We start from the raw sequence: 26,811 nt of genomic DNA, 5'->3' as shown, positions 1-26,811 counted from the left end.
ATTAATTTTATTTCTATTCTTATTTCTATTTATTCTTTTTACTAAATTAATATCTATTTATCTGAGGAAATGGCATAATACCATAAATCTGAATTTATATTCGTATTATGCAAAGATGAAAGCTAAGTCGTGCATTGTGAAATCAGATGGTCGAAATCTTAGATTTCGAGGCAGTCGCTTTGTTATAACGAATAGGAAAGTTCTACTTTGATATTATATAAAAAAGAACTTTACGTAAATGAGTTTCAACAACGTCAACCTTTAAATCTTCCTATGAAATACTTTGTTCTAAACTTTAATACTAACTACAAATGTTTATAATATTGAACTATTAGTATGAAAGTTTCTAACATCATTTATATTACTCTTTGAACACTAAACAGCGCAATTTTCATTTTGCATTAATATAAACTTAATATTAATTATGCAATTTCCTCATCTACTAACTGATATCATACCTCTAACTAGACCTATGGCTACCTAGAATAGACTTCCATACCTTCTTGTTTCAATTATGTACTCTATTTCCTCTATTTGTTTGTTTTTTGCATTTATCAAAACAGCTCCAATTTCATTATTAAGTCCGTTACTGTTTAAACTCTCTATCCCTGATAAGTTTTCAGTATAAACAATGGCATCTACATGGGATTCATCGGTAAAATCTACAACAATATATCCTCTTGCTTCTAAAGCTTTTCTAATTTCAATTAAATCATTCTGCACAGCTACTCTTTTCAAGTATTCCACCTCCCTATATCTGTATTTTTTCATTTATAAGGGATTTTCATACAACATTACCACAATTATTTCTTTATTAGTATAGTTATGAAATACTTTCACCTATAATAACCGTCTTTTTGGTTAAAGAAATCCACTGAGGAATTTTATCCTGTAAAGATTTAACAAAATATATTATTATAATTTAATGTAATATACTTAAATGAGAAAATTGCATAATACCATAACAATGAATTTATATTCAATTTATGCAAAAAATAAAAACGAAGTCGCACATTTTGGAGCGAGTAATCTCCTTTATATTCCAATAAATTACTCGTTGAACACTAAGCAGTGAAGTTTTTATTTTGTATTAATATAAATCTAATATTAATTATGCAATTTCCTCAAATAATATAGTAGTAGGCATATAATTAATCATATTATTATGATACAACTGTCTACCTTAAAAAATTTATATAAAGTCTTTCTTCTTCTAAATAGTTTCGAAGTAGAGGTATTCTAGCTCAATAATAAAGCCCCCAAAAGTTGCAGATTCCAATAAAGATCTGTACTTTTATGGGGACTTTAATTATTTTAGTTGTTTAGTTGTTTAGTTGTTTTAGTATTTTTGCAGATTTAGTAGTTTTATTATTTTTAGTGTTTTTGAAATTTTAGTAGTCTATGGGCTTCATTTATAAATTCCTTTAATACGCCAATTCTTCAATAGTTGACCTTTCCTCAATAGCTTTCATAATAACTTTTAATTTTATACAATTTATATAAAAGTCTACATCATTATCTTTCGTTTCAACTATTTCACCGTCAACATTTATGAATTTTTGATTGCTTTTGATTCTAACACGATCAGTTCTAAAATATTTTACTTCTTTAAATTGATTATGATACCCTTTATAGACGCTTGGAAACAGAAATAACAATTTATATTTTGGCATTTTTTCAATTATACAAACATCTAGTAAACCATCTAGAATATTAGCATCTGGAGCTATTTTCATGCCACCACCATAATATTTACCATTGCATATTGCTACTAACATGACGTCCTTACAAATATAATTACCATTAATTAAAGCTTCTATCGAGAAACTTTTAAAAGAAAATAAAACCTTCAACAATGCTAGAATATAGGCTTTAGTCCCTGATATCTTATGCTTCATCATATTAGCACAATGGGCAATCTCTGCATCTAATCCTATAGATGCAACATTAGAGAAATAATTGCCGCTTACATTCCCTAAATCTACAGAAACAGCTTCTTCTGCTAACAATAAATCTAATGCATCTAATGGGTTTAATGGTATGTTTAGGCTCTTTGCTAAATCATTTCCTGTACCACAGGGGATAATCCCTAATGTTTTGTCACTTCCTACTAGACAGTTAATTACCTCATTAACAGTACCATCTCCACCAACTGCAACTACAATTTCTTGGGGCTTTTCATCCACTTTATTTAATATTTCTGCAACACTGCCTTTTCTTGATGTATACTCTAGTTTGTAACTAATTCCACTATCAATTAATTTATTTTCAATTTCTTTTATATATTTTTTTATTTTATGATTACCTGCTACTGGATTAATTACAAATAGATATGAACGCCCCTTCACCTAAATTACCTCTTTATTATTTCTAGACCCTTGAACTTCTAAGTGATCTAACTTATTTGATTTTGCTCGATCTAGTGCTTGAAGTTCTTCAACAGATAAACTATAGTTTGATTTACCATTTTTGATTGGTTTGGCGTAGGACATACTCTCGTTTCTACCATGAATTCCAGTTAAAATAATACCATCATTACTTTCATTTAATAGGGCAATTGAAAAACTTAAATCACTTCCTGTATCCTGAAATGCATTATATCGAATAATTCCTACCTTTTGAATACAGAAGCTTATTCTATTTTCTAGTATATCAAACTTTCTATATAAGGACTTCATTTCTTCATGGGTGTTTTCAACCTTATCTAAATGTTCCATTAAAATTGCTTCTATATTTTTTCCACTAGTTCCTTTAACTAAACGCTTGTACTTATCTTTTAAATTAGACGTAATTCCATAATTAATGACCATTAAAAAAACAAGTATGATATTTATAATTACACTTGCCATTATTATTGGAACACTAAATTCTTCGACAAATAAAAGAACACTTTCCATTAATAGTTACTCCCTTCGATTAAATTATTCTGTAGTATTCTATAATAATAGCATGTTTCCCTCTACAATAGACAAAAAATAATATTGTATTTTCTAGTAAATTTTATCATAAAAGATAAAAGAAGGGACGCTTTGCATCCCTATAGCTGTTGACATATATTCTTAATTGCTGCAATTGCTTCATCAATATCATTTTTTGTATTAAAATATCCTATACTAAACCGTACTGTACCTTGTTCAAAAGTTCCAATTGTTTTATGGGTATATGGCGCACAGTGGAGACCTGGTCTTACTGCTATTTCAAAGACTTTGTCTAATATATAGGCGATTTCTGAAGAATCTTCTTCTCCTATATTAATCGAGACTACTGCAGCTTGTTTTTTCGCATCTTTTGGCCCATAAATTTTTACTATTTCTATTTTTTTCAATTCATCTATAAAATATTGAGTTAACATTTCTTCGTGTTGCCTAATTTGATCCAGCCCTGTTTTTTGAATAAACTCTATTCCTTTAGCTAAACCTGCAATTCCAGGAGTATTAGGAGTTCCACTTTCGTAGCGATCAGGAAGCATTTCTGGTTGAATTAATTCCTCAGATTTACTACCCGTTCCGCCTTCCTTCATATGCATCACATCTAAGTCTTCTCTTATATAAAGTATCCCCACTCCTTGAGGTCCAAGAAGCCCCTTATGTCCAGGAAGTGCTAATAGGTCTATGTTTAATTTTTTAACGTCTATTTCATAAACCCCAGCAGTTTGAGCTGCATCTAACAAAAAATATAAACCCGACTCCTTAGCTATCCTGCCTACCTCTTCTACCGGCATAATTGTACCAGTAACATTTGATGCATGGGTCATAGCAATCATCTTTGTGTTGCTTTTAATAGCACCCTTTATATCTTCAATATTTACAATTCCTTCTGAATTACACTGTATAATCGTATTCTCAACACCTATCTTCTCTAGAGACTTAATAGGTCTTAGAATAGAATTGTGTTCCATACTTGTGGTTATAACATGATCTCCCGACTTTAGTACTCCTTTAATTGCCAAATTAAGAGATTCAGTTGCATTAGCAGTAAATATAATTTGCATTGGATTATCAATATTAAAAAACCTTGCAATCATTTCACGAGTATTAAAAATTAATCTGCCCGCTTCAATGGCCATTTTATGACCCGATCTTCCTGGGTTAGCTCCAAAACCCTTCATTTGATCCATCATTGCGTTATATACTTCTTCAGGTTTTGGATAGGTTGTAGCTGCATTATCTAAATATATCACCTGTAATCCTCCTCGCTTTTTCAAGGAACTTTTTTCTTTATTAATATAACTTATTCATTAATTTATCTATTGCCACCCTTAATTAAATAATAAGGATAACGCTAAAGCATCCTATTGTTTCACGTGAAACAATTATTATAGAAAGTTTCTTCTTTAACTAGCGTAAAAAGATTTTATTGAGCTTTATCTAACAGTTCAATAATTCTTTCTAAATCTTCATCATTATAGTATTCGATTTCTATTTTTCCTTTTTTAGGCCCCTTATTTATAGTAACTTTAGTACCAAATATCTTCTTTAGATTATCTTCAATTTCCATTATCATATAATCTTTTGCTTTTTTCTTTTGATCGTTATTTTTCTTTGTATTTTTTCTGGATTCTATTAATTCCTCAACTTGTCTTACATTCAGCTGTGCTTCACTAATATGGTTTGCAAGAAGGTATTGTTTCTCAAAGTCTTCTATTCTTAATAAAACCCTACCATGTCCACTACTTATCTTTCCAATTTTAATCATTTCTATTACTCGTTTATCAAGGTTAAGTAGCCTTAGGGCATTTGCAATATATGGCCTACTTTTACCAATTAAATCAGCTAGTTTTTCCTGAGTAACTTTATAATCATCAATAATCTGTTTATAGGCTAAAGCTTCTTCAATTATATTTAAGTCTTCCCTCTGAAGATTTTCAACTAAGGCTACTTCTAGAATTTTATCATCAGCATACTTCTTAATAATACAAGGCACCTCATTTAATTGGAGCTCCTTAGCAGCTCGCCATCTTCTCTCCCCTGCAATGATCATATATCCAGTCTTTTCTTTAATGACAATGATCGGTTGTATAAAACCATGGACCTTAATTGATTGTGCCAACTCTAATATGCTTTCGTGATCAAAATCTCTTCTTGGTTGATTAGGGTTAGGATAAACTTTATTGATATTGATGTTCTGTACCTTTCCATCATCTACTAGACTTTCATCTACTTCGATCGTACTGGTCTGGGGAATAAGTGCTTCTAAACCCTTTCCAAGTCCTCTTTTCTTAGTCTTTGTCATTTAAATCACGTCCTCCTCTAAATCAAGAAACTCCTCTGCCAACTCTATATAAGCTTCTGCTCCTTTAGACTTTTCATCATAATATATGATTGGTTGTCCAAAACTTGGAGCTTCTGCTAATCTTACATTTCTAGGAATAATAGTAGCATACACTTTTCCTTTAAAATAAGCCTTTACTTCATCTACTACCTGTATTGATAAATTCGTTCGACCATCAAACATGCTAATGACAACCCCCTGAATGTCTAACACAGGATTAATACTCTTTTTAACCAATTGAATTGTGTTCATCAATTGACTAACTCCCTCTAATGCATAATACTCACATTGAATAGGGATTAAAACACTATCTACAGCAGATAAAGAGTTGATTGTCAAAAGTCCTAAGGAAGGTGGGCAATCGATAAAAATAAAGTCGTACCGACTCTTAATTTTTTCAATAGCATTTCTTAGCTTACTCTCACGATGATCCATAGCTGCTAATTCAATTTCAGCCCCAGCCAACTGTACACTAGAAGGTATAATATCTAAATTTTCATATTCAGTATTAAGAACTGCAGCATCTATATTTACTTCATTTACAATTACATCATAAATACTATATTCAAGCCTGCTCTTATCAATTCCAAACCCACTAGTTGAGTTTCCTTGTGGATCGATGTCTATAACACAAACTCGCTTACCCTTTTGGGCTATACATGCACTTAAGTTAACATTTGTTGTTGTTTTCCCTACTCCACCTTTTTGATTAAATATTGCAATAACCTTGCCCATAGTCTCACTTCCTTTCAATACAGAATTCTTCATATAATTAATTTCGATGGATAAACAAATTAACCTTCTAAAAAGGCTAATCTGATGATTAAAAATATATATGGTTCTATTCATATAAGCAATATAAGTAATAAGGGCAATAAAAACCTCTACAAAACCTATTGAAAACTTAAAAATACTTATCTATCCTATAGCCCCTCATTATAATTATTCTATCAATTATTTTAGTAAAAAGATATATAAAAACCCTTGTTAATAAAATAAATCTTAAAGTGGTCAAAAAAAATTGATTCTAAAAAGTGTAGAAAGATATATACTTATGCCTTTGATTAAGTAAATTACTCATTTCACAATAGCCGACTGGATTTTATTTTTACATAAATTGAATATAAGTTCATTCCTGTGGCTTTTATTATAGATTCCTTACATAATGCACAACTATTTTTTACTGGACTTAACCAATCTCCTTATCTCTTAAACCTAACCATAACAATTATTTTATTGATTAATTACTAATTCTTCTATATAGAACATACAAATATAAAGAGATTTATTACCGATACTTACTAAGGGGGGCATTACAATGCTTAGAGTTATTTTTACTACTTTTATAATTGTTTTTTTAGCAGAATTAGGAGATAAAACCCAACTACAAACAATGCTATTAGCCACTCAGTCAAAATCTGTATGGCCTGTTTTTATTGGTTCTTCCCTAGCATTAATCTTAAGTTCTTTAGTGGGGGTATTTGCTGCAACCTACATCACCAAGTATATTAACCCTCAATATCTACAAATGGCAGCAGGTGTGCTCTTTATTATCATTGGCTTTCTTACCCTCTCAGGCAAGCTATAATATCTTTAATTATTAAGACTTAAAAGGTCTGAAATTATCACTCTATAAAACCATGCTATTACATGGTTTTAGCTTTTAGTTGTCCAATCATATTTTTCTGCAAAAAAAAGATTACTAATTAAATAGTAATCTTTTAGCTATATATGTATTTTACTCGACTAATCAATTGCTTAATATTGAGTACTTAATATAACTAAATATATTAAGTATAATTATATTTATCAATTGCGTTTTATATATTTCGTATTATTTTATTATGTAATATAATTACTGCAAAATTTTAAAAGAAAAATAAATAATACCTTTTTAATGTTCTTGAAGAAATTAGCTTTTAGGGATTTTTACAGTTACTTCTATATATTCACCCTTATCAACTTGATTAAATTCCGCCTTTTCCTGTTTGTCTTTAATTGCCTCATAGGCCTGTTTTATAGTATTAATATAAATCCGATAGTTCATAAAACTTCTAATTTTTTGATTGCTTTTTGGGTCCTTCTCTTGACCTATTTCATCTAGCATTCCTTGAACAATTTCTTCTGTCTTTTTTACATTGTAATCATACTTAATAATTTTCTCTAGAGCCATCAATCTTAAATCATCATCTGGTAACTTTAAGAGAGCCCTTGCATGTCTCTCAGTCAAGTTATGTTCAAGTAAAGACGTTTTAATGTCGGGTCTTAATCGAAGAATTCTCAGCTTATTAGCAATAGTAGATTGATTTTTGCCAATATGTAGGGCTAATTCCTGTTGGGTAAAACCATGATCTTGAATCAGATTATAATACCCCTCAGCTTCTTCAATAAAATTTAAGTCTTCCCTTTGTAAGTTTTCAATAATTGCTAACACGGCTGAGTCTTTATCATTATAATCTCTATGAACAATTGCTGGCACTGTTTCCAATTCAGCTATTTTTGCCGCTTTTAAACGTCTTTCCCCTGCAATTAATTCAAATTTATTATCGCCAATTTGTCTAACACTTAAGGGCTGTAAAATCCCGTAAGTTTTTATAGATTGACTTAATTCCTCTAGGCTAATTTGAGAGAAAGTCTTTCTTGGCTGATAAGGATTGGGAATGATAGAGTTTATCGAAACCTCGATAATTTGTTTCTCCGCAGTATTCATCGATATAATCCCTCTCTTCTTCATTAATTCCATTATATTTATTCGCTAAAAAAAAGTTCACTCCTGCAAAAATCTAGTAGAAAATATATTTTCGTCCTACAAAAATCTACTTTTTTCCCTAAATTATGGGGGTTTTACTTGGTTTACCGGCTTTTCTAGGATATTTTGTCGGAGTTCCTTTTACTTTTTGTATGACAACAATTCGATGGTTTATATCGCTAAAAGGTAGTTGTATATCCATCTTTTCAACAACTTCTCCACCTAAAATCTTAATAGCTTTATCAGCATCCTTAAGCTCATCAGAAACTAAAGGCCCTTTTTGGCATATAAAGAATCCGCCTACTTTAACGAAAGGAAGACAATACTCGGCTAATACATTTAATGATGCTACTGCCCTTGCAATAGCATAATCATATTGTTCTCTATACGCTAAATCTTGACCATAGTCTTCAGCTCTACCATGGGCAAATTCTATCTTGCTTAAATTCAACTGTGTAGAAACTTCTTTTAAGAAGGTTAATCTTTTATTTAAGGCATCTAGTAAAGTAACCTCTAAATTGGGTAAACAAACCTTTAAAGGTATTCCAGGGAAGCCAGCACCAGTACCAACATCGATCAGCTTCCCGTCGTTTTTTAATTCCTTCACCTTAAGGCAAGTGATGGAATCTAAAAAATGTTTAATAATGACATCTCTGTCTTCTTCTATAGCAGTTAAGTTCATTTTTTGATTCCATTCAAGTAGAATATCTTTATAGGTTAACAGTTGGTCAATCTGACCTTCATTTACATCCACCCTCAGTTGGTTACAACCAACCTTTAACATTTCCTTTAAGTCCATTAAGCTTGTCCTCCTTTTTGTCTACGCCTCTGTTCTAGATATACAAGTAACACAGAGACATCTGCAGGAGAAACCCCAGAAATTCTAGAAGCTTGTCCTACAGATAAGGGACGTATATCTGATAGTTTTTGTCTCGCCTCTAACCTCAATCCATCTATCTGATTAAAATCAATCTCTTCTGGAATCTTCTTATTCTCTAATTTTTTAAATTGATCTATTTGCCTTAGCTGTTTTTCTATGTAGCCTTCATACTTAATAACAATCTCACATTGTTCAATCACATATTTAGGTAGATCTGTATCATTTTTATCTTCAATCTCTAAAATATGCTTATAGGCTACTTCAGGTCTTTTTAGTAGTTCATACAAAGTTATACCCGCCTTTAATAGCGAACTATCTATTTTTTCAAGGATTGGATTTGCAATATCAGGAGAAGTTGATGTTTTCTTTAACCGCTCCATTTCTGCCTCAACCTTATTTTTTTTATACAATACCTTTTCATATCGTTCTTTTGAAGCTAACCCAAATTGATAGCTTTTTTCTGTTAACCTTAAATCTGCATTATCTTGTCTTAAAACAAGTCTATATTCTGCTCTAGAAGTCATCATTCTATAGGGTTCATTCGTGCCTTTAGTTACCAAATCATCTATAATAACACCTATATAAGCTTCAGAGCGATCTAATACGAAAGGTTCTTCACCTCTAATTTTTAAAACAGCATTAATCCCTGCCATTAAACCCTGAGCTGCTGCTTCTTCATAACCAGATGTCCCATTAAACTGTCCTGCACTAAAAAGGTTGTTTATGTGTTTAATTTCTAATGAAGGCTTTAATTGGGTTGGGTTAATACAGTCGTATTCGATAGCATAAGCAGGTCTCATGACCTTTACTTCCTCCAAACCCACTACGGAACGTAACATATCAATCTGAACTTCTTCAGGTAAGCTTGTTGACATCCCCTGTACATACATTTCCTTTGTATCTAAGCCTTCTGGTTCAATAAATAACTGATGGGTAGGCTTATCTTCAAATCTAATTACCTTATCTTCTATAGATGGACAATATCTTGGTCCAACACTATTCATGTCTCCTCTATAGAAGGCCGACCGATGTATATTTTCTTTTATAATTCGTAACGTATCACCAGTTGTTCTAGTTAACCAGCAGGGCTGTTGCTCCATATTAATTTCATCATTGAGAAATGAAAAAGGTACAATTTCCTCATCACCTGGTTGTATCGTCATTTTAGAATAATCGATAGAATCGGCATGGATTCTTGCTGGAGTACCCGTTTTAAAACGTCGTAAATCACAACCTAATTCCCTTAATCTTTCAGATAAAAACATAGCAGGGAATAGGCCATTGGGTCCCGATTCATAATTAAATTCTCCAATGAAGATTTTACTCTTTAAATAAACCCCCGTTGCTAAAATCACTGCTCTACTAAAAAATTGTGCTCCAGATCTTAAAGTAACTCCCTTTACTTCATCACCTTCAACAATTAGGTCTACAACTTCCCCTTGTATTAACTCAAGGTTTTCTTGGGTTTCGATGGTTTTTTTCATTTCTACATGATATTTAACTTTATCGGCTTGTGCTCTTAGGGAATGTACCGCTGGTCCTTTAGCAGTATTCAACATTCTACTCTGAATAAAAGATTTATCTATATTTAATCCCATTTCACCACCAAGAGCATCAATTTCCCTTACTAAGTGACCCTTTCCAGTTCCTCCTATAGCAGGATTACAAGGCATAAGGGCTATTGCATCTAAGGTAAGGGTAAGTAATAAAGTCTTACAACCCATTCTTGCCGATGCTAGGGCAGCTTCACAACCAGCATGTCCACCACCAACGACGACAACATCGTAGGTGCCTCTATGATATTTCATTATAAGTTCTCCTCCAATCAAATTTTGAAATTTCCTATTTACCAATGCAGAAATTTTGAAAAATATGGTCGATTAGATCTTCTCCCATTGTATCTCCAGTAATCTCTCCTAGAAAATCCCATGTGTTCTTAAAATCTACTTCTATAAAATCCATCGGTAATCGATTTCTAATAGCATTTATCCCATCTTGCAAGCTAGTTAATGCTCTTTCTAATGCGTTTTTATGTCTAGCATTAGTAACCAATAGCGTATCCTTAGCCTTTACTTCACCCTTGTATACCATCTCTTCTAAATATTCTTCGATTTGATCAATTCCTACTTTATCAACTAATGATATTTCGATAACCCTCTTTTTACTAATTAGACTACTAATTTTTTCTAAATCTATTTTTGCAGGTAAATCAATTTTATTTAGTAGAACCAATGCTTTCTTCTCTTTAATTAAATTAATAATCTCTAGATCTTCTTCCGTTAGCTCCCTCGAAGCATCCAGCATAAAAATAATTAAATCAGCTTTATTAAAAAACGCTTTACTTTTTTCAACACCAATTTTTTCTACAATGTCTTGCGTTTCTCTTATACCGGCCGTATCAATTAGTTTTAAAGGAATACCCTTAATATTTAAATGTTCTTCTATTACATCTCTAGTTGTACCAGGAATATCTGTTACAATTGCCCTAGATTCCCTAAGAAGGGTGTTTAATAGGGAAGACTTACCTACATTTGGCTTTCCAACAATAACGGTACTAAGACCATCCCTAATAATTTTGCCAGTATCAGCTGTTTCTAAGAGTTTATTTAGCTTCTTTTCTAATTCTATACTTCTATTTAGCAATAGGTCTAGTGCAATTTCATCCACATCTTCCTCTGAAAAATCGATTGACACTTCAATGTGGGCCAAAAGTTCTAAAACTTCATTTCTAAACTCTTCTACCCTTTTAGATAATGAACCTTCCAACTGGTCTAGAGCCACATCAAAACCCTTATCGGTTTTAGCACTAATTAGGTCCATAATGGCTTCAGCTTGGGCTAAATCAATACGTCCATTTAAAAATGCCCTCTTTGTAAATTCTCCTGGTTCAGCCATTCTAGCCCCTTGTCTCATAACGAGTTCTAGAATTCTTTTTATGGAAATCATTCCACCATGACAGTTTATCTCAACAATATCCTCTTTGGTATAGGTGTGGGGAGCATCCATATAAACAATCAAAACCTCGTCTATTTTCTCGTTTGTTGATGGATTTATGATATAGCCATAAGTTAGTCTTCTAGAAGGAAACTGGCTTAATAATTCTTTTCCTTTAAAGGGTTTAAATATCTTATCTGCGATTGCTAATGCCTTCTCCCCACTAATTCTGACAATTCCAATACCTGCTTCTCCATGGGCAGTGGCAATACCAGTAATTGTATCATCTAAAAACATATTTCCACCTCATCTTTTTCGATCTATTTATCTTAGCTTAAGATAATCTTAAAATCTATTAGTATTATACCAAATAATTGCAATTTCCATTACTTAAGGATCATCTTTTAGCATATTTTTTTGATCTTTTAATCAATTACAAAAACCCAGTAAATTATACTGGGTTAGTTGTTATTTTTTCAGTGTAATGACAACTTTTCTGTAGGGTTCATCCCCTTCACTATAGGTCTGTACAAAAGGATTCCCTTGAAGCGCTGCATGTATAATTCTTCTTTCATAAGGATTCATAGGTTCTAAAGAAACCGTCTTACCAATTTTTTTAGCTTTTCTTGCCATTTTATTAGCCAAACGTACTAAAGTTTCTTCCCTTTTTTCCCTATAGTTCTCAGTATCGATAAATACTTTCAAATACTTATCTCGATCTTTATTCACTACCAAACTAACTAAATACTGAAGAGAGTCTAACGTTTGCCCTCTTCTACCAATAATAACACCCATATTAGGGCCTTCTACAGTTATATTTAAATTATCTTTCTCAAGTTGAGCATCAATTTCTGCTTCAATTCCCATGTTTTGTAATACATCTTTTAAAAATTTCTTAGCATCTTCCTCTGGCTGATCAATAATAGATAATTTAACTCTTGCCATCTTGTTTCCAATAAGCCCTAAAAATCCTTTTGTCGGTTTTTCAAGAATTTCAATATTAACCTGTTCTCTTTTCTTATTCAACTCTTTCAAACCTGCTTCAATTGCTTCATCAACAGTTCTACCGGTGATTTCAATTAAGCTCATACTTATTAGACACCCTCCTTCGTTTTAGCCTTAGGTCTAGCTAATACCAATTGTTGAACTACTTGGAAAGAGTTACTTACTACCCAATAAAGTGTAAGCCCAGCTGGGAAGGACCTACCCCACCAGAATATCATGACTGGGAAGAAATACATCATCATTTTTTGGGTTTGATCCCCTTTATTTGCAGAAGGTGTTGTAGCACTAGTTAAGAAAGTAGTTAGTCCAGCTATTAAAGGTAAAATTAACTTATCCGCATCGGTTAAATTTGGTAACCATAAAAAGCTAGTATTAATACTTTCATAAACTTCTTGCGAACCAAAAACATATAGTCCAGGGTCTCTTAAAACAGCAAATAAACCAAATAAAATTGGTAATTGTATTAACATTGGTAAACATCCACCAAATGGACTTATCTTATGCTCTTGATACAATTCCATTGTCTTAACATTTAATTTTTCTTTATCATTTTTATACTTTTCTTGTATTTCTTTAATCTTAGGTTGAATTTCTTGTAATTCCTTCATAGACTTCATTTGCTTTAAAGTCAATGGTACTAATATTAACTTTACAACAATAGTAAATACAATTATAGATAATCCATAATTGTTTATTAAGTCATAGATAAATTTTAATAACATTCCTAATGGACGTGCTAACGCTTGCAAATATAAAACCCCCTAATCACTATTATTTCTTTAAGGGATCATATCCTCCTGGATGAAAAGGATGACACCTCAATATTCTTCTTAAGGTTAAATAAGTACCTTTAAAAAAACCGAATTCTTTATATGCTTCTATACTATATTGTGAACAGGTGGGATAAAATCGACAGGTTTGTCCTTTTATTGGAGAAATCCATCTTTGATATAATCGAATAAGAAAGATACAAAATTTAACCAACCTACTCACTCCAATTAATTATTTACCTAACTGATTAATTTAATAACAGTTTTTTTTTCAAAAGATGCAACAAAGCACTTTCTATCTCTTTATAGGTTGCTGTACTACACCCATTACGGGCGACAAAAACCAAATCGTATCCCTGTTTGATACGATGCTGATTTAGACGATAACTTTCCTTCATTAAGCGCTTAACCCTACTTCTAACTACACTTTTTCCTACCTTCTTAGAAACGGTAAAGCCTACCCGATTATACTCAGTCTGGTTTTTAAGTATATAAATAATCAGTAACTTATTTGCCATAGAATTACTGTTTTTATATACACGTCGAAATTCTTCATCTTTTCTAATTGTAGTTATTGGACTTTGGGTCGTCATAAATTTTACCATCTCCCGTAATTACAGAAAAAGGCCACAAATTGCGGCCTTGAGCAGTCGATTAGCATTATGCAGTCAATCTCTTTCTGCCTTTTAATCTACGTTTCTTTAAGATATTTCTACCATTTTTAGTGCTCATTCTTTTTCTGAAACCATGCTCTTTACTTCTTTGTCTTTTCTTTGGCTGATATGTTCTTTTCACTTCAAAACACCCCCTTCAAGTACTGCATAAGTACTTCTATCTAATAAGTTTGATATTAAGAAAAATATCTCCTTAATTGACTAGTAAAAATAGTAATACAAATAGATTATAACGATATTAAAGTATCATGTCAAGATAAAACAAATCACCACTATTGTGGATAATACGTTGTTGATATGTGTTATTTTGTGGATATTTTATTATAATTGTTGAAAATTAAATATAAATTTGATATTATATTAATACTTGTTGATAACTTTTAAGATTTTATTCACATTTCCCACAGTTTATGCACATTATGTGGATATCATTGTGCATAACTTAAAAATTCCCCATAATTTAAATATTTATGCATGGAATTTACCACTTTTTTTTATGTGAATAAAATAGTTATTGATATTGTTGATAACTTTTTTATATAATTTAAATAACCCCTTATAGAATAGTTTATCCACACTATATGTTTTTTACACTGTTGATAATTTATGAACTTTGTATTATATTATATTGTGCTGCATTTTTATGTTTTTTGTGGATAAATTTGAGGACAAGTTACGAAAAAAAATTATAATTTATTATATTAATATAAAATATTAGGGGGCTGTTCTATGCTAAACAACCTATCTGAGATTTGGGATAAAACAGAAAACTTAATTAAAACTGAGTTGACAGAAGTAAGCTTCAATACTTGGATTAAAGCTATTGAACCAATCTCAATGGAGGGTAATCAGATTATATTAGGTGTGCCGAACGACTTTACTAAAGGTATTTTAAATACTCGTTATGTCACACTTATTAGTAATGCTATAAAACAAATTACTTCTAAAAAATATGAAATCGAATTTGTAATCCCTACAGAAGATAACATTGAGACTATTAAAAAAGAACATTCCAAATCTCAGAAATCATCATCAATAGACACAAGTCTATCTTCAACAAATTTAAATCCAAAATATACCTTCGATACCTTTGTTATAGGTAATAGTAACCGTTTTGCCCATGCAGCTTCAGTAGCAGTATCGGAAGCACCTGCTAAAGCCTATAATCCACTTTTTATTTATGGTGGGGTAGGTCTAGGTAAAACCCATCTTATGCATGCTATAGGTCACTTTATCCTTGAAAACGATCCAAAAGCAAGGGTTGCCTATGTATCATCAGAAACCTTTACTAATGAACTAATTAATTCAATTCGAGACGATCGAAACGTTGAATTTAGAAACCGCTATCGTAATGTAGATGTTCTTTTAGTAGACGATATTCAATTCATAGCAGGTAAGGAAAGAACCCAAGAAGAATTCTTCCATACTTTTAATGCCTTACATGAATCTAACAAACAGATTATCATTTCAAGTGATCGTCCTCCAAAAGAAATCCCTACTTTAGAAGATCGTTTGCGCTCAAGGTTTGAATGGGGGTTAATAACAGATATTCAACCGCCAGACTTCGAAACACGTATCGCTATTTTAAGAAAAAAGGCTCAAATGGAGAATATAGATGTACCTAATGAAGTGACAATTTTTATTGCTAAAAAGATACAGGCCAATATTAGAGAACTTGAAGGAGCTTTAATTCGTATAGTTGCTTACTCTTCTCTAACCAACAGTGAGATAACAGTTGACCTTGCCAGTGAAGCATTAAAAGAAATTTTCTCTTCTAAGCCAAAACAATTAAATATTCCATTAATTAAAGAAGTAATATCTAAAAGATTTAATATTAAGCTTGAAGATATAGATTCTAAGAAACGTACAAGAGCTATAGCATATCCAAGGCAGATAGCCATGTATGTTACACGAGAACTAACCGATTTATCTTTACCTAAAATTGGTGAGGAATTTGGTGGTAGAGATCATACTACAGTTATGCATGCCCATGATAAAATATCAAATGATATTTTATCCGATTCAAATCTAAAGGAAACGATTGAGTCAATTATGAAGGAATTAAAGGGGGATATGTAATGAAATATTCATTAACATCCCTCTGTGTATAGCCTGTTGATATCTTTTTGAAAATTTTTTTTTGTAGAAATGTGGATAAAATGTGATTCCTTCTCCACAACTTATACACAGTACAATCTGTGTGTAGCTAAGGGATTTAAGCCATTATTCACAAACTAACAGGCCCTATTACTATTACTACTATATTTTTATATTATTTATTTATAAAATAGCCAGGGAGGTTATCCACAAATGCGCTTTTCATGTCCGCAAAAAAATCTTTTAAATAGTATATCCATTGTACAAAAATCTGTTTCATCTAAATCTAATCTACCTATCTTAAAGGGGATCTATCTAGAAGCTACTTCTGGACAATTAAAACTAATAGGTACAGACTTAGAAATAGGAATTGAAAGTATCATAGAAGCTGAAGTACTACAAGAAGGATCTATTGTCATAGATGCTAAGCTATTTAGTGAAATTATAAGAAAACTTCCAGATGCTACTGTTGATATTAGTATTGAAGATGATCATCAAGTACTTATTAAATGTGAGAACTCAAAGTTTAACATATTAAGTCAAAGTGCAAATGATTTTCCAGAACTACCTGTGGTTGAAGAAGAACAGATTTATGAAATACCACAAGAATTATTTAGAAATATGATTAGACAAACAGTATTTGCAACTTCTCAAGATGAATCAAGACCTATATTAACTGGCGTATTGATGGAGATAGAAGAAGAAAAATTAAATATGGTGGCTTTAGATGGCTACAGATTAGCTTTAAGAAGAGGAAAAATTTCCGCTGATAGTAGTTATAAAGTTGTTATTCCTGCAAAAACCTTAAATGAGATCAGTAGAATTATGAATGTAGATGAAGAAGAACCTATAAAAATTGCCCTTACAGAAAACCACGGATTATTTACAATAGGTAATACTAAATTAATCTCTAGACTATTAGAAGGAGAATTTATTAATTATAATCAAATTCTTCCAAAAGAATACAAAAGTAGAATCAAAATAAATACTAAGAATTTCTTAAATAGTATTGAGAGAGCTTCTCTATTAGGTAGAGAAGGGAAGAGTAATTTAGTAAAGTTTAGTGTAGGTGACGATAAGATGGTAATCACATCCAATTCTGAGCTAGGTAAAGTATATGAAGAAATCGGAATCCATTTGACAGGTAAAGATTTAGAAATTGCATTTAATGCTAAATATTTTATAGAAGCACTAAAATCAATAGATGACGAAGAAATTTACCTAGATTTAACAACTAATGTTAGTCCAGGTATAATAAGATCAATTCATAATGATAATTTTATTTATTTAGTATTGCCTGTTAGATCCCACTAAGCTACTAACCCAGCATTGTATTTTGCTGGGTTTATATTTTTATAACCAATAGGAGAAGATATAGCTATCAACAAAGAGACAAAAACGATACAATAGTATTAAAGAGTTCCTTTTAAGGAGGTAAAATATGAAAATAAAAATTGAAGACGAATATATTAAATTGGATTCATTGCTAAAATATAGTAGTGCAGTTGGAAGTGGTGGAGAAGCTAAGTTAATGATTTTAAGTGGAGAAGTAAAGGTTAATGGAAAAGTAATCACTCAAAGGGGAAAAAAAATAAAACCTGGTGATATCGTGGTATTTGATGATATAGAAATAGAAGTTGAATGAGAAGGTAGGATGAGGTAGGGGGATTAAAATGATTGTAGAAGAAATTAAAGCAATTAATTTTAGAAATTATGAGGAATTAAATATACAACTTCATCCAAGATTAAATATATTTGTAGGGGAAAATGCACAAGGGAAAACTAATATTATTGAAATGATCTATTTATCTTCTATGGGGAAATCCTTTAGAACCAGCAAAGACCAAGAAATGATAAAAATTAACAAAAGTCAATCCTATACTAAAGTGACGGTAAAAAAAGCATCGTCAGATGCAATAATTGAGGTTAGATTAGATTACCTACAAAAAAAGAAATTAAAAGTAAATCAAATACCACTTACAAAAAATGGTGAACTATTAGGTAATTTAAATGTTGTCATCTTTGCACCAGATGATTTAAAAATTATAAAAGGTGGGCCAGTAGAACGCAGAAAATTTATTGACAACGAAATTTGTCAAATATACCCCAAATACTACTATACCCTCAATCAATATAATAGAATTCTTCAACAAAGAAATAAATTACTTAAGGACTATAGAAATAAAAAAATCGATTTAGAAATATGGAATCAACAATTGATAGAAGCGGGCACGACCCTTATTACTTACCGTAAAAAATTTATAAAAAGAATAGGCATTCTTGCCAAACTTATGCACCGGAAAATTACAGAAGAAGTTGAAACACTGGAAATACACTATGATAGTAGCGTGCCCTTTAAAGAGAAGGACGAAAGGAACGAGATCATAGAAAGTTTTGCAAATGAACTTAAATCATATAGTGACCAAGAATGGAGAAGGGGTTCTACCTTAGTTGGGCCCCATAGAGATGAACTTATTTTTAAGGTTAATGGTTTAGACGTAAAAAACTTTGGATCTCAAGGACAACAAAGAACCGCTGCATTGTCCCTCAAACTGGCAGAATTAGAACTGATAAAAGGTGAAGTTGGAGAATATCCAATACTACTTTTAGATGATGTGATGAGTGAACTAGATATAAAAAGGCAAAATTATTTAATCAATAACTTAAAAAATGTCCAAACCTTTATAACAACCACAATGATTGAACAACTAAAAGCTGTTTATCAAGATAATAGATATGTGTTTAATGTAGAAAAGGGAGAAATAAGAAAAAGAGACTAATTTTAAAAAATTATCCCTATCGTCTTGTTATTCATGTAAAATTAAGGTTATAATAAAGGAATGGAAAAAAACAATTGGGGTGATTAGAATGTTTCTTCATTTAGGGGGGGAAGTTGTTGTTCCACTTAAAGAAGTTATCGCAATTTTTGATATGCAATCCACTACAAAATCAAAACATAGTCAGTACTTTTTGCAAATATGTAAAGAAGAAGGATTTGTAGAAGAAATATTACAGGAAGAGGCAAGGTCCTTTGTCATTACTGAAAGATTAGAAAAATCATCAAAAAATGGGAAGAAAACTAGGAAAACGATAATATATTATTCTCCCATTTCAGCATTAACATTACAAAAAAGAGCGGGTTTTATAGATGATATAGATAAATTCTAATCTGCTAGACATTTGTTCCGGTCAAAATCCGATACATATTTGTAGCAGTTTATTTATGTAGAAGCATTTAATCAAATGATGATCTCAACTTGTTAGTAGGAGGTAGTGAAATGGAAAATAACACACAAGAATATGGGGCTCAACAGATACAGGTCCTTGAAGGGCTAGAACCAGTTAGAAAAAGACCTGGTATGTATATTGGCTCTACAGGGCCAAAGGGGTTACATCACTTAGTATATGAAGTGGTAGATAACAGTATTGACGAAGCCCTAGCTGGTTTTTGTGATGAAATTGTTGTAACGATACTAAAAGATAATTCGATTAGAGTTATAGATAATGGAAGAGGAATCCCAATTGATACCCATCCTAAGACAGGTAAATCAACACTAGAAACGGTATTAACTGTTCTTCATGCAGGAGGAAAATTTGGCGGTGGAGGCTATAAGGTTTCAGGTGGTCTTCATGGTGTAGGGGTTTCTGTAGTAAATGCTTTATCTGAATCATTAGAAGTTGAAGTTAGAGTAGACGGTAAGTTATATAGACAAAGATATGAACGAGGGAACCCTCTATCAGATGTAACATTAATTGGCGAAACTGAAGAAAGAGGAACAACTGTACTATTTAAACCTGATGCTGAAATTTTTGATGAAACAGAATATAAATATGAGACATTAGAATATAGATTAAGAGAATTGGCCTTCTTAAATAAAGGTGTAAAAATTATCCTAATTGATGAAAGAGAAGAAAATCCCAAAAAGAATGTTTTTCATTATGATGGTGGGATTATAGAATTTGTAAATCACTTAAATAAAAATAGAGAAAATGTTCATGATAAAGTAGTTTATTTCGAAAAACAAAAAGATGATTCAGTTGTGGAAGTTGCAATGCAATATACAGAATCCTATACCGAGAATATCTATAGTTTTGCAAATAATATTAATACCCATGAAGGGGGAACTCACCTAATCGGGTTTAAGTCAGCATTAACAAGGGTTATTAATGACTATGCTCGAAAGATAGGTGCTTTAAAAGAAAAAGATCTAAATCTATTAGGTGAAGATATAAGAGAAGGATTAACAGCAATTGTTTCAGTTAAACTGACAGAGCCACAATTTGAAGGTCAAACAAAAACAAAACTTGGAAATAGTGAAATTAGAGGAATTGTTGAAACCATTACAAATGAAAATCTAGAAGCCTTTCTAGAAGAAAACCCTACGGAAGCAAGACAAATAGTAGAAAAAGGCTTAAAGGCTCAAAGAGCAAGAGAAGCTGCAAAAAAGGCTAGGGAGTTAACCAGAAGAAAAGGTGTATTAGAAAATACAGCTCTACCTGGAAAATTGGCCGACTGCTCTGAAAAAGATCCTGCATTAAGCGAAATTTATTTAGTAGAGGGTGACTCTGCGGGTGGTAGTGCAAAACAAGGAAGAGATAGAGCTACCCAAGCTATTCTACCTTTAAGAGGTAAAATACTTAATGTAGAAAAAGCAAGATTAGATAAAATATTAGGCTATAACGAAATTAGGTCTATGATTACTGCTTTTGGTACAGGAATAGGGGCAGATTTTACTATTGAAAAATTAAGATACCATAAGATCATCATCATGACAGATGCCGATGTTGATGGAGCCCACATTCGTACATTATTGTTAACCTTCTTCTTTAGATATATGAAGCCTTTGATAGAGTTAGGGCATATTTATGTAGCACAGCCTCCACTTTATAAGGTGAAAAAAGGAAAAACAGAGTATTATGCTTACTCTGAAAAAGAATTAAATATGAGACTAGATGAACTAGGTAGAGAGACTAAGGCAGATATACAAAGATACAAAGGATTAGGTGAGATGAATCCAGAGCAATTATGGGATACAACTATGGACCCGGCCACAAGGACACTACTTCAAGTAAATGTAGATGATGCTGCAGCAGCAGACGATATTTTTACTACCCTGATGGGAGATAAAGTAGAACCTAGAAGAGAATTTATAGAAAACAATGCAAGATACGTTAAAAACTTAGACGTGTAATTGGAGGGATAAGAGAAATGAGCGAAGAAAATAACAAGATTGTCCCTATAGGTATAGAAGATGAAATGAAAAAATCCTATATAGATTATGCCATGAGTGTAATTGTAGGACGTGCTTTACCTGATGTTAGAGATGGATTAAAACCTGTTCACCGTAGAATACTTTATGCTATGAGCGAGTTAGGCGTAACCCCTGATAAACCCCATCGTAAGTCAGCCCGTATTGTTGGGGACGTACTAGGTAAGTATCACCCCCATGGAGATTCCGCTGTATATGATGCTATGGTAAGAATGGCGCAAGACTTCTCAACTAGGTATCTACTTGTAGACGGACATGGTAACTTTGGTTCTGTGGATGGTGACGGGGCTGCAGCAATGCGTTATACAGAAGCTCGATTATCCAAAATTTCTATGGAAATGATTAGAGATATCCAGAAAGAAACAATAGACTATACTCCGAACTTTGATGATTCATTAAAGGAACCTTCTGTATTACCTAGTAGGTATCCAAATTTACTGGTAAACGGATCAAATGGAATTGCCGTAGGGATGGCAACATCTATTCCACCCCATAATTTAGTTGAAGTTATTGATGGTGTAACAGAATTAATAGATAACCCAGAAGCCGATGTAGAAGATATTATGAAGCATATAAAAGGCCCTGACTTTCCAACTGGAGCATCTATTATGGGTAAATATGGAATTAAAGAAGCCTATAGAACTGGACGAGGAAAAGTAAAGGTTAGAGCTGTAGCCAGTATCGAAGAATTAAAAAATAACAAACAGCAAATTATCGTAACTGAAATTCCTTATCAAGTTAATAAAGCTAGATTAATAGAAAAAATTGCTGATCTTGTTAGAGATAAGAAAATAGAAGGCATTTCTGATTTACGAGACGAGAGTGATCGTAAGGGAATGCGAATTGTAATTGAGTTGAAGCGAGATGCCAATGCTAATGTAGTTTTAAATAAGCTGTATAAACATTCTCAGATGGAAGATACTTTTAGTATTATTATGATTGCTTTGGTTAATGGACAACCAAGAGTATTGAATTTAAAGGAAATTTTAAGCCATTATATTGAACATCAAAAAGATATCATTATAAGAAGAACTCGTTTTGATCTTCAAAAAGCAGAAGAGAAGGCTCATATTTTAGAAGGATTAAAAATAGCATTAGATCATTTGGATGAAGTTATCTCATTAATTAGAAGCTCTGAAACTGTGCACGTGGCAAAGAGTGGCTTAATTGAGAGATTCGGCTTATCTGAAAGACAAGCCCAAGCGATTTTAGATATGCGTTTACAAAGATTAACAGGCTTGGAAAGAGAGAAGATTGAGGCTGAGTATCAAGAACTTTTAAGAATTATAAAAGAGCTAAAAGAAATTTTAGCAAGTGAGACCCTTATCTTAAATATTATTAAAGATGAGCTTACCGAAATCAAAGAGAAGTTTGGAGATCAACGAAGAACTGAAATAGCCTTTGATGAAGGAGAAATCAACATTGAGGACCTAATCGATGAAGAGGATGTTGTAATTACATTGACTCATTTCGGTTACGTAAAAAGATTGCCATTAGATACTTATAAGAGTCAAAAAAGAGGTGGTAAAGGAATATCTGGACTAACCACTAGGGAAGAAGATTTTGTAGAAAAGCTTGTAATTACATCAAGCCATAACTACCTTTTATTCTTTACTAATAAAGGTAGAGTATACAAGTTAAATGCATATGAAATCCCAGAAGCTAAAAGACAAGCAAAAGGTACTGCTATAGTAAACTTAGTACAATTAACAGCTAATGAGAAAATTGCAGCGATTATACCTGTAAATAAAGATAGTGACCAACAATACTTAATTATGGCTACCCAAAAAGGTGTTATTAAGAAAACCCAGTTAAGACAGTTTGAAAATACTAGAAAGTCTGGGTTAATGGCTATCAACATTAGAGAAGATGATGAACTAATTAGTGTTAGATCAGCTAACGAAGGACAAGAAGTTATATTTGTAACATCTAACGGTATGGCCATTCAGTTTAATGAAAAAGAAGTAAGGGATATGGGCCGGGGAGCTACAGGTGTTAAAGGGATAAACTTATCTAAAAATGATGTTGTAGTAGCTATGGAAATAACAGATGAATCAAAAGATCTTCTTGTTGTAAGTGAAAAAGGCTACGGAAAGAGAACTGACTTAAAGGAATATCGTGTACAATCAAGAGGTGGAAAAGGCGTAAAAACCTATAATGTTAATGAAAGAAGTGGCTGTTTAGTAGGTGCAAAGATTGTTGATAATGAAGATGATATTCTACTAATCAATAACGATGGAACAGTTATCAGACTTAATGTTAAGGATATTTCTAGAATGGGAAGAAACACTAAAGGGGTAACCCTAATGAAAACCCATTTAGAGCAAAAAATTGTTTCAGTAGCTTTAATTCCTCAGCACGAAGCAGCAGAAGAAGAAGAAGAAGAGATAGAATAACACCAATTATTTTTAGTATAAAATAATGAGTACAAGTAAGAAAACAAAAGTTCATAACTGCACTTTTGTTTTCTTTATATAAAAACAATATATATGTGTATAGGTTGTCAAAAAGGTAAATGAAGGTAATTAATAAAATGTTTAACATTTATTTTAAAGGGTAATAACTATGAGAGAGTTGATGGAGGGGGTAATGTATTAATGTCATTAAAGATTAATAAGCATTTTGACGAGGAGCAAAACCAGTGGAGTATGGAATTGACTGGAGAAGTTGATATCTATACTGCTGGGCAATTAAAGGATACCTTTATCAAATTAATTGAAGAAAGAAAAGAAAATATTAAGATCAATGCAGAAGGATTAGATTATATTGATAGCACTGGGTTAGGTGTATTAATAGGAGCACTTAAAAGATTAAAAGAAGAAAATAAAAATATTATTATTTTTAATATTAAACCAAGTATTAAGAAGTTATTAAATATTACTGGTCTGGATAAAATTTTTATCATTAAGGGGTGAAGTTAAAAACATTATGGTTAATGTAAAGGAGCAAGAAGATATGAATAAAACCAACAAAGACGAAATAAAGCTATCTATACCTAATAAACCAGAATACGTTAGTGTAGTACGTCTAACAGTAACAGGAATAGCTAATCGTATGGGCTTTAATATCGAAGAGATTGAAGATCTAAAGGTTGCTATTGCTGAAGCATGTTCAAATGCTATTACCCATGGACATAAAGACGATGATAATTTTAAAGTTAGTTTTGTAATAGAAGAAAACAAATTAGTCGTTACAGTCTGTGATAGTGGCAGAGGTTGCATGATAAATGACATTAAAAATCCCGATCTAGACCATTTAAATCAAGAAAAAGAAGGAGGTTTGGGGATTTTTATAATTAAATCACTAATGGATGATGTTAAAATCAGTTCTAGTGTTGGTTGCGGAACAACAATTATGATGACAAAGTATGTGGGGGTTGATCGCTAATGAGAAATGTAGCAAAAGCTACTGGAGATATTAAACATGTAGACTCCCTTCAATCAATGACAGAAAAGGACTTATTTCATTTATATTCCCAAAGTCGTGATAAAGAAATAAGAAATCTATTGGTTAATCGTCATTTATATATAGCAGAAATTTTATCTAAAAAGTTTGTTAATAAAGGAATTGATTATGAAGATATTTATCAAGTAGCTTCTATGGGTTTAATTTTTGCTATTGAAAGATTCGACATTACTAAAGGTTTCGAGTTTTCAAGTTTTGCTACTCCAACAGTTATTGGAGAGATAAAAAAGCATTTTAGAGACAAAGGTTGGTCAATTAGAGTACCAAGAAGAATACAAGAATTATCTAAAAAAATTAATGGGGCTAAAACAATCCTTCATCAAAAACTCCAAAGAACTCCTATGATTAAAGATATCGCAGAATACCTAGAATGTTCTGAAGAAGAAATTATGGAAGCTATGGAAGCAAGTCAAGTTTACACACCAAAATCATTAGATCTTACCTACGATAATGATGGTGAAGATAAAGATGTTCAATTAATTGACTTAATAGGTGAAACCGATAAGAATTTTGATACCCTAGAAAATAAAGACTTTTTAGAAAAGGCTATGGAAAAATTAAATGAAGTAGAGAAGAAGGTTCTAAAAGATCGCTTCTTTAATCAAAAAACTCAAATGCAAGTAGCCGATGAGCTAAAAGTATCTCAAATGACTGTTTCTAGAATGGAGAAAAAAATAATAGAGAAGTTTAGGAAAGAACTTAACAAAATAGAATAGCAAACAAAGTCTACTATAAAGTAAGCCCTTTAGGTTATAGGTAAATCAAATGTTTACCTTAAATTGGACTTTTAAAAACCATTGACTTTAAGCTAAAGTTCCTGTATAGTAGTACAAGTCGTCCCTAAAGGGCAATTATATCTGTGGTATCATAAAGCAAGCTGTTTCAATGATTACCGAAAGTTATTTCATATAAATTATAATGTTTCACAACAATATTGATAATAACGATAAGGTGATAAACTTTAAAGCTACTTCTAAGGAGTTAACATAGAGGATTAGTTAGAAGAAGGTTAAGATTTTAAAGAATTTTAGGTTAAGATCTTAAAGTAATTTTATGATAATTCTTTTAGTGAGATTATAATAACTTAAAAAAATAAAAAGCATAAAAAAATATTTGACACATTAAGTTATATGTGATATAGTAGTTAAGTCGCCTGTTGATGGCGATGGGGCGTAAGCCCTTGAAACAAGTAGGTCTTTGAAAACTGAACAGTATAGATTTAAGCCAGCATAGCAAAAATTTTACGTCAATGATAAAACTGTAAAGGTTTTATGATGTTCAACAATCTCATTGCCAAAACTTATTTTAAATAAATGAAATTGGCAAATCGATTTTGAACTAAGTGACTAACACAAAATTTATATAAATTTTGGTTATCTACTTTATTATTAAGAGTTTGATCCTGGCTCAGGATGAACGCTGGCGGCGTGCCTAACACATGCAAGTCGAGCGGAGTTTATTAAAGGAAGTCTTCGGATGGAATTTAATAAACTTAGCGGCGGACGGGTGAGTAACGCGTGGGCAACCTGCCCTGTACAGAGGGACAACAACGGGAAACCGTTGCTAATACCTCATAAAACCCTAAAGGGGCATCCCTTATGGGTCAAAGAATTTCGGTACAGGATGGGCCCGCGTCTGATTAGCTAGTTGGTGAGGTAATGGCTCACCAAGGCGACGATCAGTAGCCGACCTGAGA

Annotated in this window: 26 protein-coding genes and 1 rRNA gene; 12 read left to right on the top strand and 15 right to left on the bottom strand. The window is 31.9% G+C overall.

The window, feature by feature from the left end; genetic code table 11:
* Window positions 1–480 precede the first annotated feature (480 nt).
* The 6 genes from T335_RS0106205 to T335_RS0106180 all read right to left on the bottom strand — a co-directional run bounded on the left by T335_RS0106205 (window position 481) and on the right by T335_RS0106180 (window position 6,006).
* Window positions 481–738: a YkuS family protein gene (locus T335_RS0106205; protein WP_026476771.1), complete on the bottom strand. Its 258-nt coding sequence runs from the start codon at window positions 736–738 to the stop codon at window positions 481–483.
* 686 nt (window positions 739–1,424) lie between these two features.
* Window positions 1,425–2,348 carry a diacylglycerol/lipid kinase family protein gene (locus T335_RS20030; RefSeq protein ID WP_051569172.1) on the bottom strand — a complete coding sequence of 308 codons (924 nt, stop codon included), beginning with the start codon at window positions 2,346–2,348 and terminating at the stop codon, window positions 1,425–1,427.
* Window positions 2,349–2,897, bottom strand: a complete 549-nt coding sequence (locus T335_RS0106195) for a DUF4446 family protein (protein ID WP_026476770.1) — start codon at window positions 2,895–2,897, stop codon at window positions 2,349–2,351.
* Between the two features lie 140 nt (window positions 2,898–3,037).
* Complete coding sequence (locus T335_RS0106190) at window positions 3,038–4,180, bottom strand: aminotransferase class V-fold PLP-dependent enzyme (RefSeq protein ID WP_026476769.1); 1,143 nt, start codon at window positions 4,178–4,180, stop codon at window positions 3,038–3,040.
* Between the two features lie 173 nt (window positions 4,181–4,353).
* Window positions 4,354–5,232 (bottom strand): ParB/RepB/Spo0J family partition protein, encoded by an 879-nt coding sequence (locus T335_RS0106185; RefSeq protein WP_026476768.1) that lies wholly within the window; start codon window positions 5,230–5,232, stop codon window positions 4,354–4,356.
* Entirely contained in the window at window positions 5,233–6,006 is a 774-nt protein-coding gene (locus T335_RS0106180) for a ParA family protein (protein WP_026476767.1), read from the bottom strand. It abuts the gene before it with no gap.
* A gap of 583 nt (window positions 6,007–6,589) precedes the next feature.
* On the opposite strand from T335_RS0106180, the gene T335_RS0106175 reads away from it, so the two are divergent.
* Entirely contained in the window at window positions 6,590–6,859 is a 270-nt protein-coding gene (locus tag T335_RS0106175) for a TMEM165/GDT1 family protein (protein WP_026476766.1), read from the top strand.
* A 324-nt stretch (window positions 6,860–7,183) separates the two neighbouring features.
* On the opposite strand, the gene noc is transcribed toward T335_RS0106175, so the two are convergent.
* The 9 genes from noc to rpmH form a co-directional block, all read right to left on the bottom strand.
* Complete coding sequence (gene noc / locus T335_RS0106170) at window positions 7,184–7,981, bottom strand: nucleoid occlusion protein (RefSeq protein ID WP_026476765.1); 798 nt, start codon at window positions 7,979–7,981, stop codon at window positions 7,184–7,186.
* A 118-nt stretch (window positions 7,982–8,099) separates the two neighbouring features.
* Window positions 8,100–8,819 carry a 16S rRNA (guanine(527)-N(7))-methyltransferase RsmG gene (gene rsmG / locus T335_RS0106165; protein ID WP_026476764.1) on the bottom strand — a complete coding sequence of 240 codons (720 nt, stop codon included), beginning with the start codon at window positions 8,817–8,819 and terminating at the stop codon, window positions 8,100–8,102.
* The gene (gene mnmG / locus T335_RS0106160; protein WP_034327888.1) at window positions 8,819–10,708 is read right to left on the bottom strand and encodes a tRNA uridine-5-carboxymethylaminomethyl(34) synthesis enzyme MnmG; all 1,890 of its coding nucleotides are present in this window, start codon (window positions 10,706–10,708) and stop codon (window positions 8,819–8,821) included. Before mnmG ends, rsmG begins: the two co-directional genes overlap by 1 nt.
* 34 nt (window positions 10,709–10,742) lie before the next feature.
* Window positions 10,743–12,131, bottom strand: a complete 1,389-nt coding sequence (gene mnmE, locus T335_RS0106155) for a tRNA uridine-5-carboxymethylaminomethyl(34) synthesis GTPase MnmE (protein WP_026476762.1) — start codon at window positions 12,129–12,131, stop codon at window positions 10,743–10,745.
* 171 nt (window positions 12,132–12,302) lie between these two features.
* The gene (jag, locus tag T335_RS0106150; protein WP_026476761.1) at window positions 12,303–12,923 is read right to left on the bottom strand and encodes an RNA-binding cell elongation regulator Jag/EloR; all 621 of its coding nucleotides are present in this window, start codon (window positions 12,921–12,923) and stop codon (window positions 12,303–12,305) included.
* A 5-nt stretch (window positions 12,924–12,928) separates the two neighbouring features.
* Window positions 12,929–13,588 (bottom strand): YidC/Oxa1 family membrane protein insertase, encoded by a 660-nt coding sequence (locus T335_RS0106145; RefSeq protein WP_026476760.1) that lies wholly within the window; start codon window positions 13,586–13,588, stop codon window positions 12,929–12,931.
* A 22-nt stretch (window positions 13,589–13,610) separates the two neighbouring features.
* Window positions 13,611–13,823, bottom strand: coding sequence for a membrane protein insertion efficiency factor YidD (gene yidD, locus T335_RS0106140; RefSeq protein WP_084281027.1), 213 nt, complete (start codon window positions 13,821–13,823; stop codon window positions 13,611–13,613).
* A gap of 34 nt (window positions 13,824–13,857) precedes the next feature.
* Window positions 13,858–14,202, bottom strand: a complete 345-nt coding sequence (rnpA, locus tag T335_RS0106135; RefSeq protein ID WP_026476758.1) for a ribonuclease P protein component — start codon at window positions 14,200–14,202, stop codon at window positions 13,858–13,860.
* A gap of 67 nt (window positions 14,203–14,269) precedes the next feature.
* Window positions 14,270–14,404 (bottom strand): 50S ribosomal protein L34, encoded by a 135-nt coding sequence (gene rpmH / locus T335_RS0106130; RefSeq protein WP_026476757.1) that lies wholly within the window; start codon window positions 14,402–14,404, stop codon window positions 14,270–14,272.
* Window positions 14,405–15,012: 608 nt separating this feature from the next.
* Between rpmH and dnaA the strand changes: the two genes are divergently transcribed.
* From dnaA to T335_RS0106075, 11 genes are all read left to right on the top strand, one after another.
* Window positions 15,013–16,362 carry a chromosomal replication initiator protein DnaA gene (gene dnaA / locus T335_RS0106125; RefSeq protein WP_026476756.1) on the top strand — a complete coding sequence of 450 codons (1,350 nt, stop codon included), beginning with the start codon at window positions 15,013–15,015 and terminating at the stop codon, window positions 16,360–16,362.
* A 231-nt stretch (window positions 16,363–16,593) separates the two neighbouring features.
* Entirely contained in the window at window positions 16,594–17,694 is a 1,101-nt protein-coding gene (dnaN, locus tag T335_RS0106120) for a DNA polymerase III subunit beta (RefSeq protein ID WP_026476755.1), read from the top strand.
* 127 nt (window positions 17,695–17,821) lie between these two features.
* Window positions 17,822–18,025, top strand: a complete 204-nt coding sequence (locus T335_RS0106115) for an RNA-binding S4 domain-containing protein (protein ID WP_026476754.1) — start codon at window positions 17,822–17,824, stop codon at window positions 18,023–18,025.
* Between the two features lie 28 nt (window positions 18,026–18,053).
* Window positions 18,054–19,160 carry a DNA replication/repair protein RecF gene (gene recF, locus T335_RS0106110; RefSeq protein ID WP_026476753.1) on the top strand — a complete coding sequence of 369 codons (1,107 nt, stop codon included), beginning with the start codon at window positions 18,054–18,056 and terminating at the stop codon, window positions 19,158–19,160.
* An 88-nt stretch (window positions 19,161–19,248) separates the two neighbouring features.
* Window positions 19,249–19,548 (top strand): extracellular matrix regulator RemB, encoded by a 300-nt coding sequence (remB, locus tag T335_RS0106105; protein WP_026476752.1) that lies wholly within the window; start codon window positions 19,249–19,251, stop codon window positions 19,546–19,548.
* 110 nt (window positions 19,549–19,658) lie between these two features.
* Entirely contained in the window at window positions 19,659–21,572 is a 1,914-nt protein-coding gene (gene gyrB / locus T335_RS0106100) for a DNA topoisomerase (ATP-hydrolyzing) subunit B (RefSeq protein ID WP_026476751.1), read from the top strand.
* Window positions 21,573–21,589: 17 nt separating this feature from the next.
* Window positions 21,590–24,046, top strand: a complete 2,457-nt coding sequence (gene gyrA, locus T335_RS0106095) for a DNA gyrase subunit A (RefSeq protein ID WP_026476750.1) — start codon at window positions 21,590–21,592, stop codon at window positions 24,044–24,046.
* A 201-nt stretch (window positions 24,047–24,247) separates the two neighbouring features.
* Window positions 24,248–24,565 carry an STAS domain-containing protein gene (locus T335_RS0106090; RefSeq protein WP_026476749.1) on the top strand — a complete coding sequence of 106 codons (318 nt, stop codon included), beginning with the start codon at window positions 24,248–24,250 and terminating at the stop codon, window positions 24,563–24,565.
* Window positions 24,566–24,605: 40 nt separating this feature from the next.
* Window positions 24,606–25,037 carry an ATP-binding protein gene (locus T335_RS0106085; RefSeq protein ID WP_026476748.1) on the top strand — a complete coding sequence of 144 codons (432 nt, stop codon included), beginning with the start codon at window positions 24,606–24,608 and terminating at the stop codon, window positions 25,035–25,037.
* Entirely contained in the window at window positions 25,037–25,831 is a 795-nt protein-coding gene (locus T335_RS0106080) for a SigB/SigF/SigG family RNA polymerase sigma factor (RefSeq protein ID WP_026476747.1), read from the top strand. The genes T335_RS0106085 and T335_RS0106080 overlap by 1 nt, the downstream gene beginning before the upstream one ends.
* Window positions 25,832–26,499: 668 nt before the next feature.
* Window positions 26,500–26,811, top strand: a 16S ribosomal RNA gene (locus T335_RS0106075); the annotation flags it as partial.

Source organism: Alkaliphilus transvaalensis ATCC 700919 (assembly GCF_000621485.1).
Lineage (GTDB): Bacteria > Bacillota > Clostridia > Peptostreptococcales > Natronincolaceae > Alkaliphilus > Alkaliphilus transvaalensis.
This window is presented reverse-complemented; position numbering and strand designations above follow the sequence as displayed.

Excerpts from the sequence above, each read along its gene's own strand:
- jag (WP_026476761.1), bottom strand. The coding sequence starts at position 12,923 with ATGAGCTTAATTGAAATCACCGGTAGAACTGTTGATGAAGCAATTGAA.
- gyrA (WP_026476750.1), top strand. The coding sequence starts at position 21,590 with ATGAGCGAAGAAAATAACAAGATTGTCCCTATAGGTATAGAAGATGAA.
- rsmG (WP_026476764.1), bottom strand. The coding sequence starts at position 8,819 with ATGGACTTAAAGGAAATGTTAAAGGTTGGTTGTAACCAACTGAGGGTG.
- mnmG (WP_034327888.1), bottom strand. The coding sequence starts at position 10,708 with ATGAAATATCATAGAGGCACCTACGATGTTGTCGTCGTTGGTGGTGGA.
- T335_RS0106175 (WP_026476766.1), top strand. The coding sequence starts at position 6,590 with ATGCTTAGAGTTATTTTTACTACTTTTATAATTGTTTTTTTAGCAGAA.
- noc (WP_026476765.1), bottom strand. The coding sequence starts at position 7,981 with ATGAATACTGCGGAGAAACAAATTATCGAGGTTTCGATAAACTCTATC.
- T335_RS0106115 (WP_026476754.1), top strand. The coding sequence starts at position 17,822 with ATGAAAATAAAAATTGAAGACGAATATATTAAATTGGATTCATTGCTA.
- dnaA (WP_026476756.1), top strand. The coding sequence starts at position 15,013 with ATGCTAAACAACCTATCTGAGATTTGGGATAAAACAGAAAACTTAATT.
- rnpA (WP_026476758.1), bottom strand. The coding sequence starts at position 14,202 with ATGACGACCCAAAGTCCAATAACTACAATTAGAAAAGATGAAGAATTT.
- T335_RS0106090 (WP_026476749.1), top strand. The coding sequence starts at position 24,248 with ATGTCATTAAAGATTAATAAGCATTTTGACGAGGAGCAAAACCAGTGG.
- mnmE (WP_026476762.1), bottom strand. The coding sequence starts at position 12,131 with ATGTTTTTAGATGATACAATTACTGGTATTGCCACTGCCCATGGAGAA.
- gyrB (WP_026476751.1), top strand. The coding sequence starts at position 19,659 with ATGGAAAATAACACACAAGAATATGGGGCTCAACAGATACAGGTCCTT.
- T335_RS0106195 (WP_026476770.1), bottom strand. The coding sequence starts at position 2,897 with ATGGAAAGTGTTCTTTTATTTGTCGAAGAATTTAGTGTTCCAATAATA.
- T335_RS0106085 (WP_026476748.1), top strand. The coding sequence starts at position 24,606 with ATGAATAAAACCAACAAAGACGAAATAAAGCTATCTATACCTAATAAA.
- recF (WP_026476753.1), top strand. The coding sequence starts at position 18,054 with ATGATTGTAGAAGAAATTAAAGCAATTAATTTTAGAAATTATGAGGAA.
- T335_RS0106180 (WP_026476767.1), bottom strand. The coding sequence starts at position 6,006 with ATGGGCAAGGTTATTGCAATATTTAATCAAAAAGGTGGAGTAGGGAAA.
- T335_RS0106080 (WP_026476747.1), top strand. The coding sequence starts at position 25,037 with ATGAGAAATGTAGCAAAAGCTACTGGAGATATTAAACATGTAGACTCC.
- remB (WP_026476752.1), top strand. The coding sequence starts at position 19,249 with ATGTTTCTTCATTTAGGGGGGGAAGTTGTTGTTCCACTTAAAGAAGTT.
- T335_RS0106185 (WP_026476768.1), bottom strand. The coding sequence starts at position 5,232 with ATGACAAAGACTAAGAAAAGAGGACTTGGAAAGGGTTTAGAAGCACTT.
- dnaN (WP_026476755.1), top strand. The coding sequence starts at position 16,594 with ATGCGCTTTTCATGTCCGCAAAAAAATCTTTTAAATAGTATATCCATT.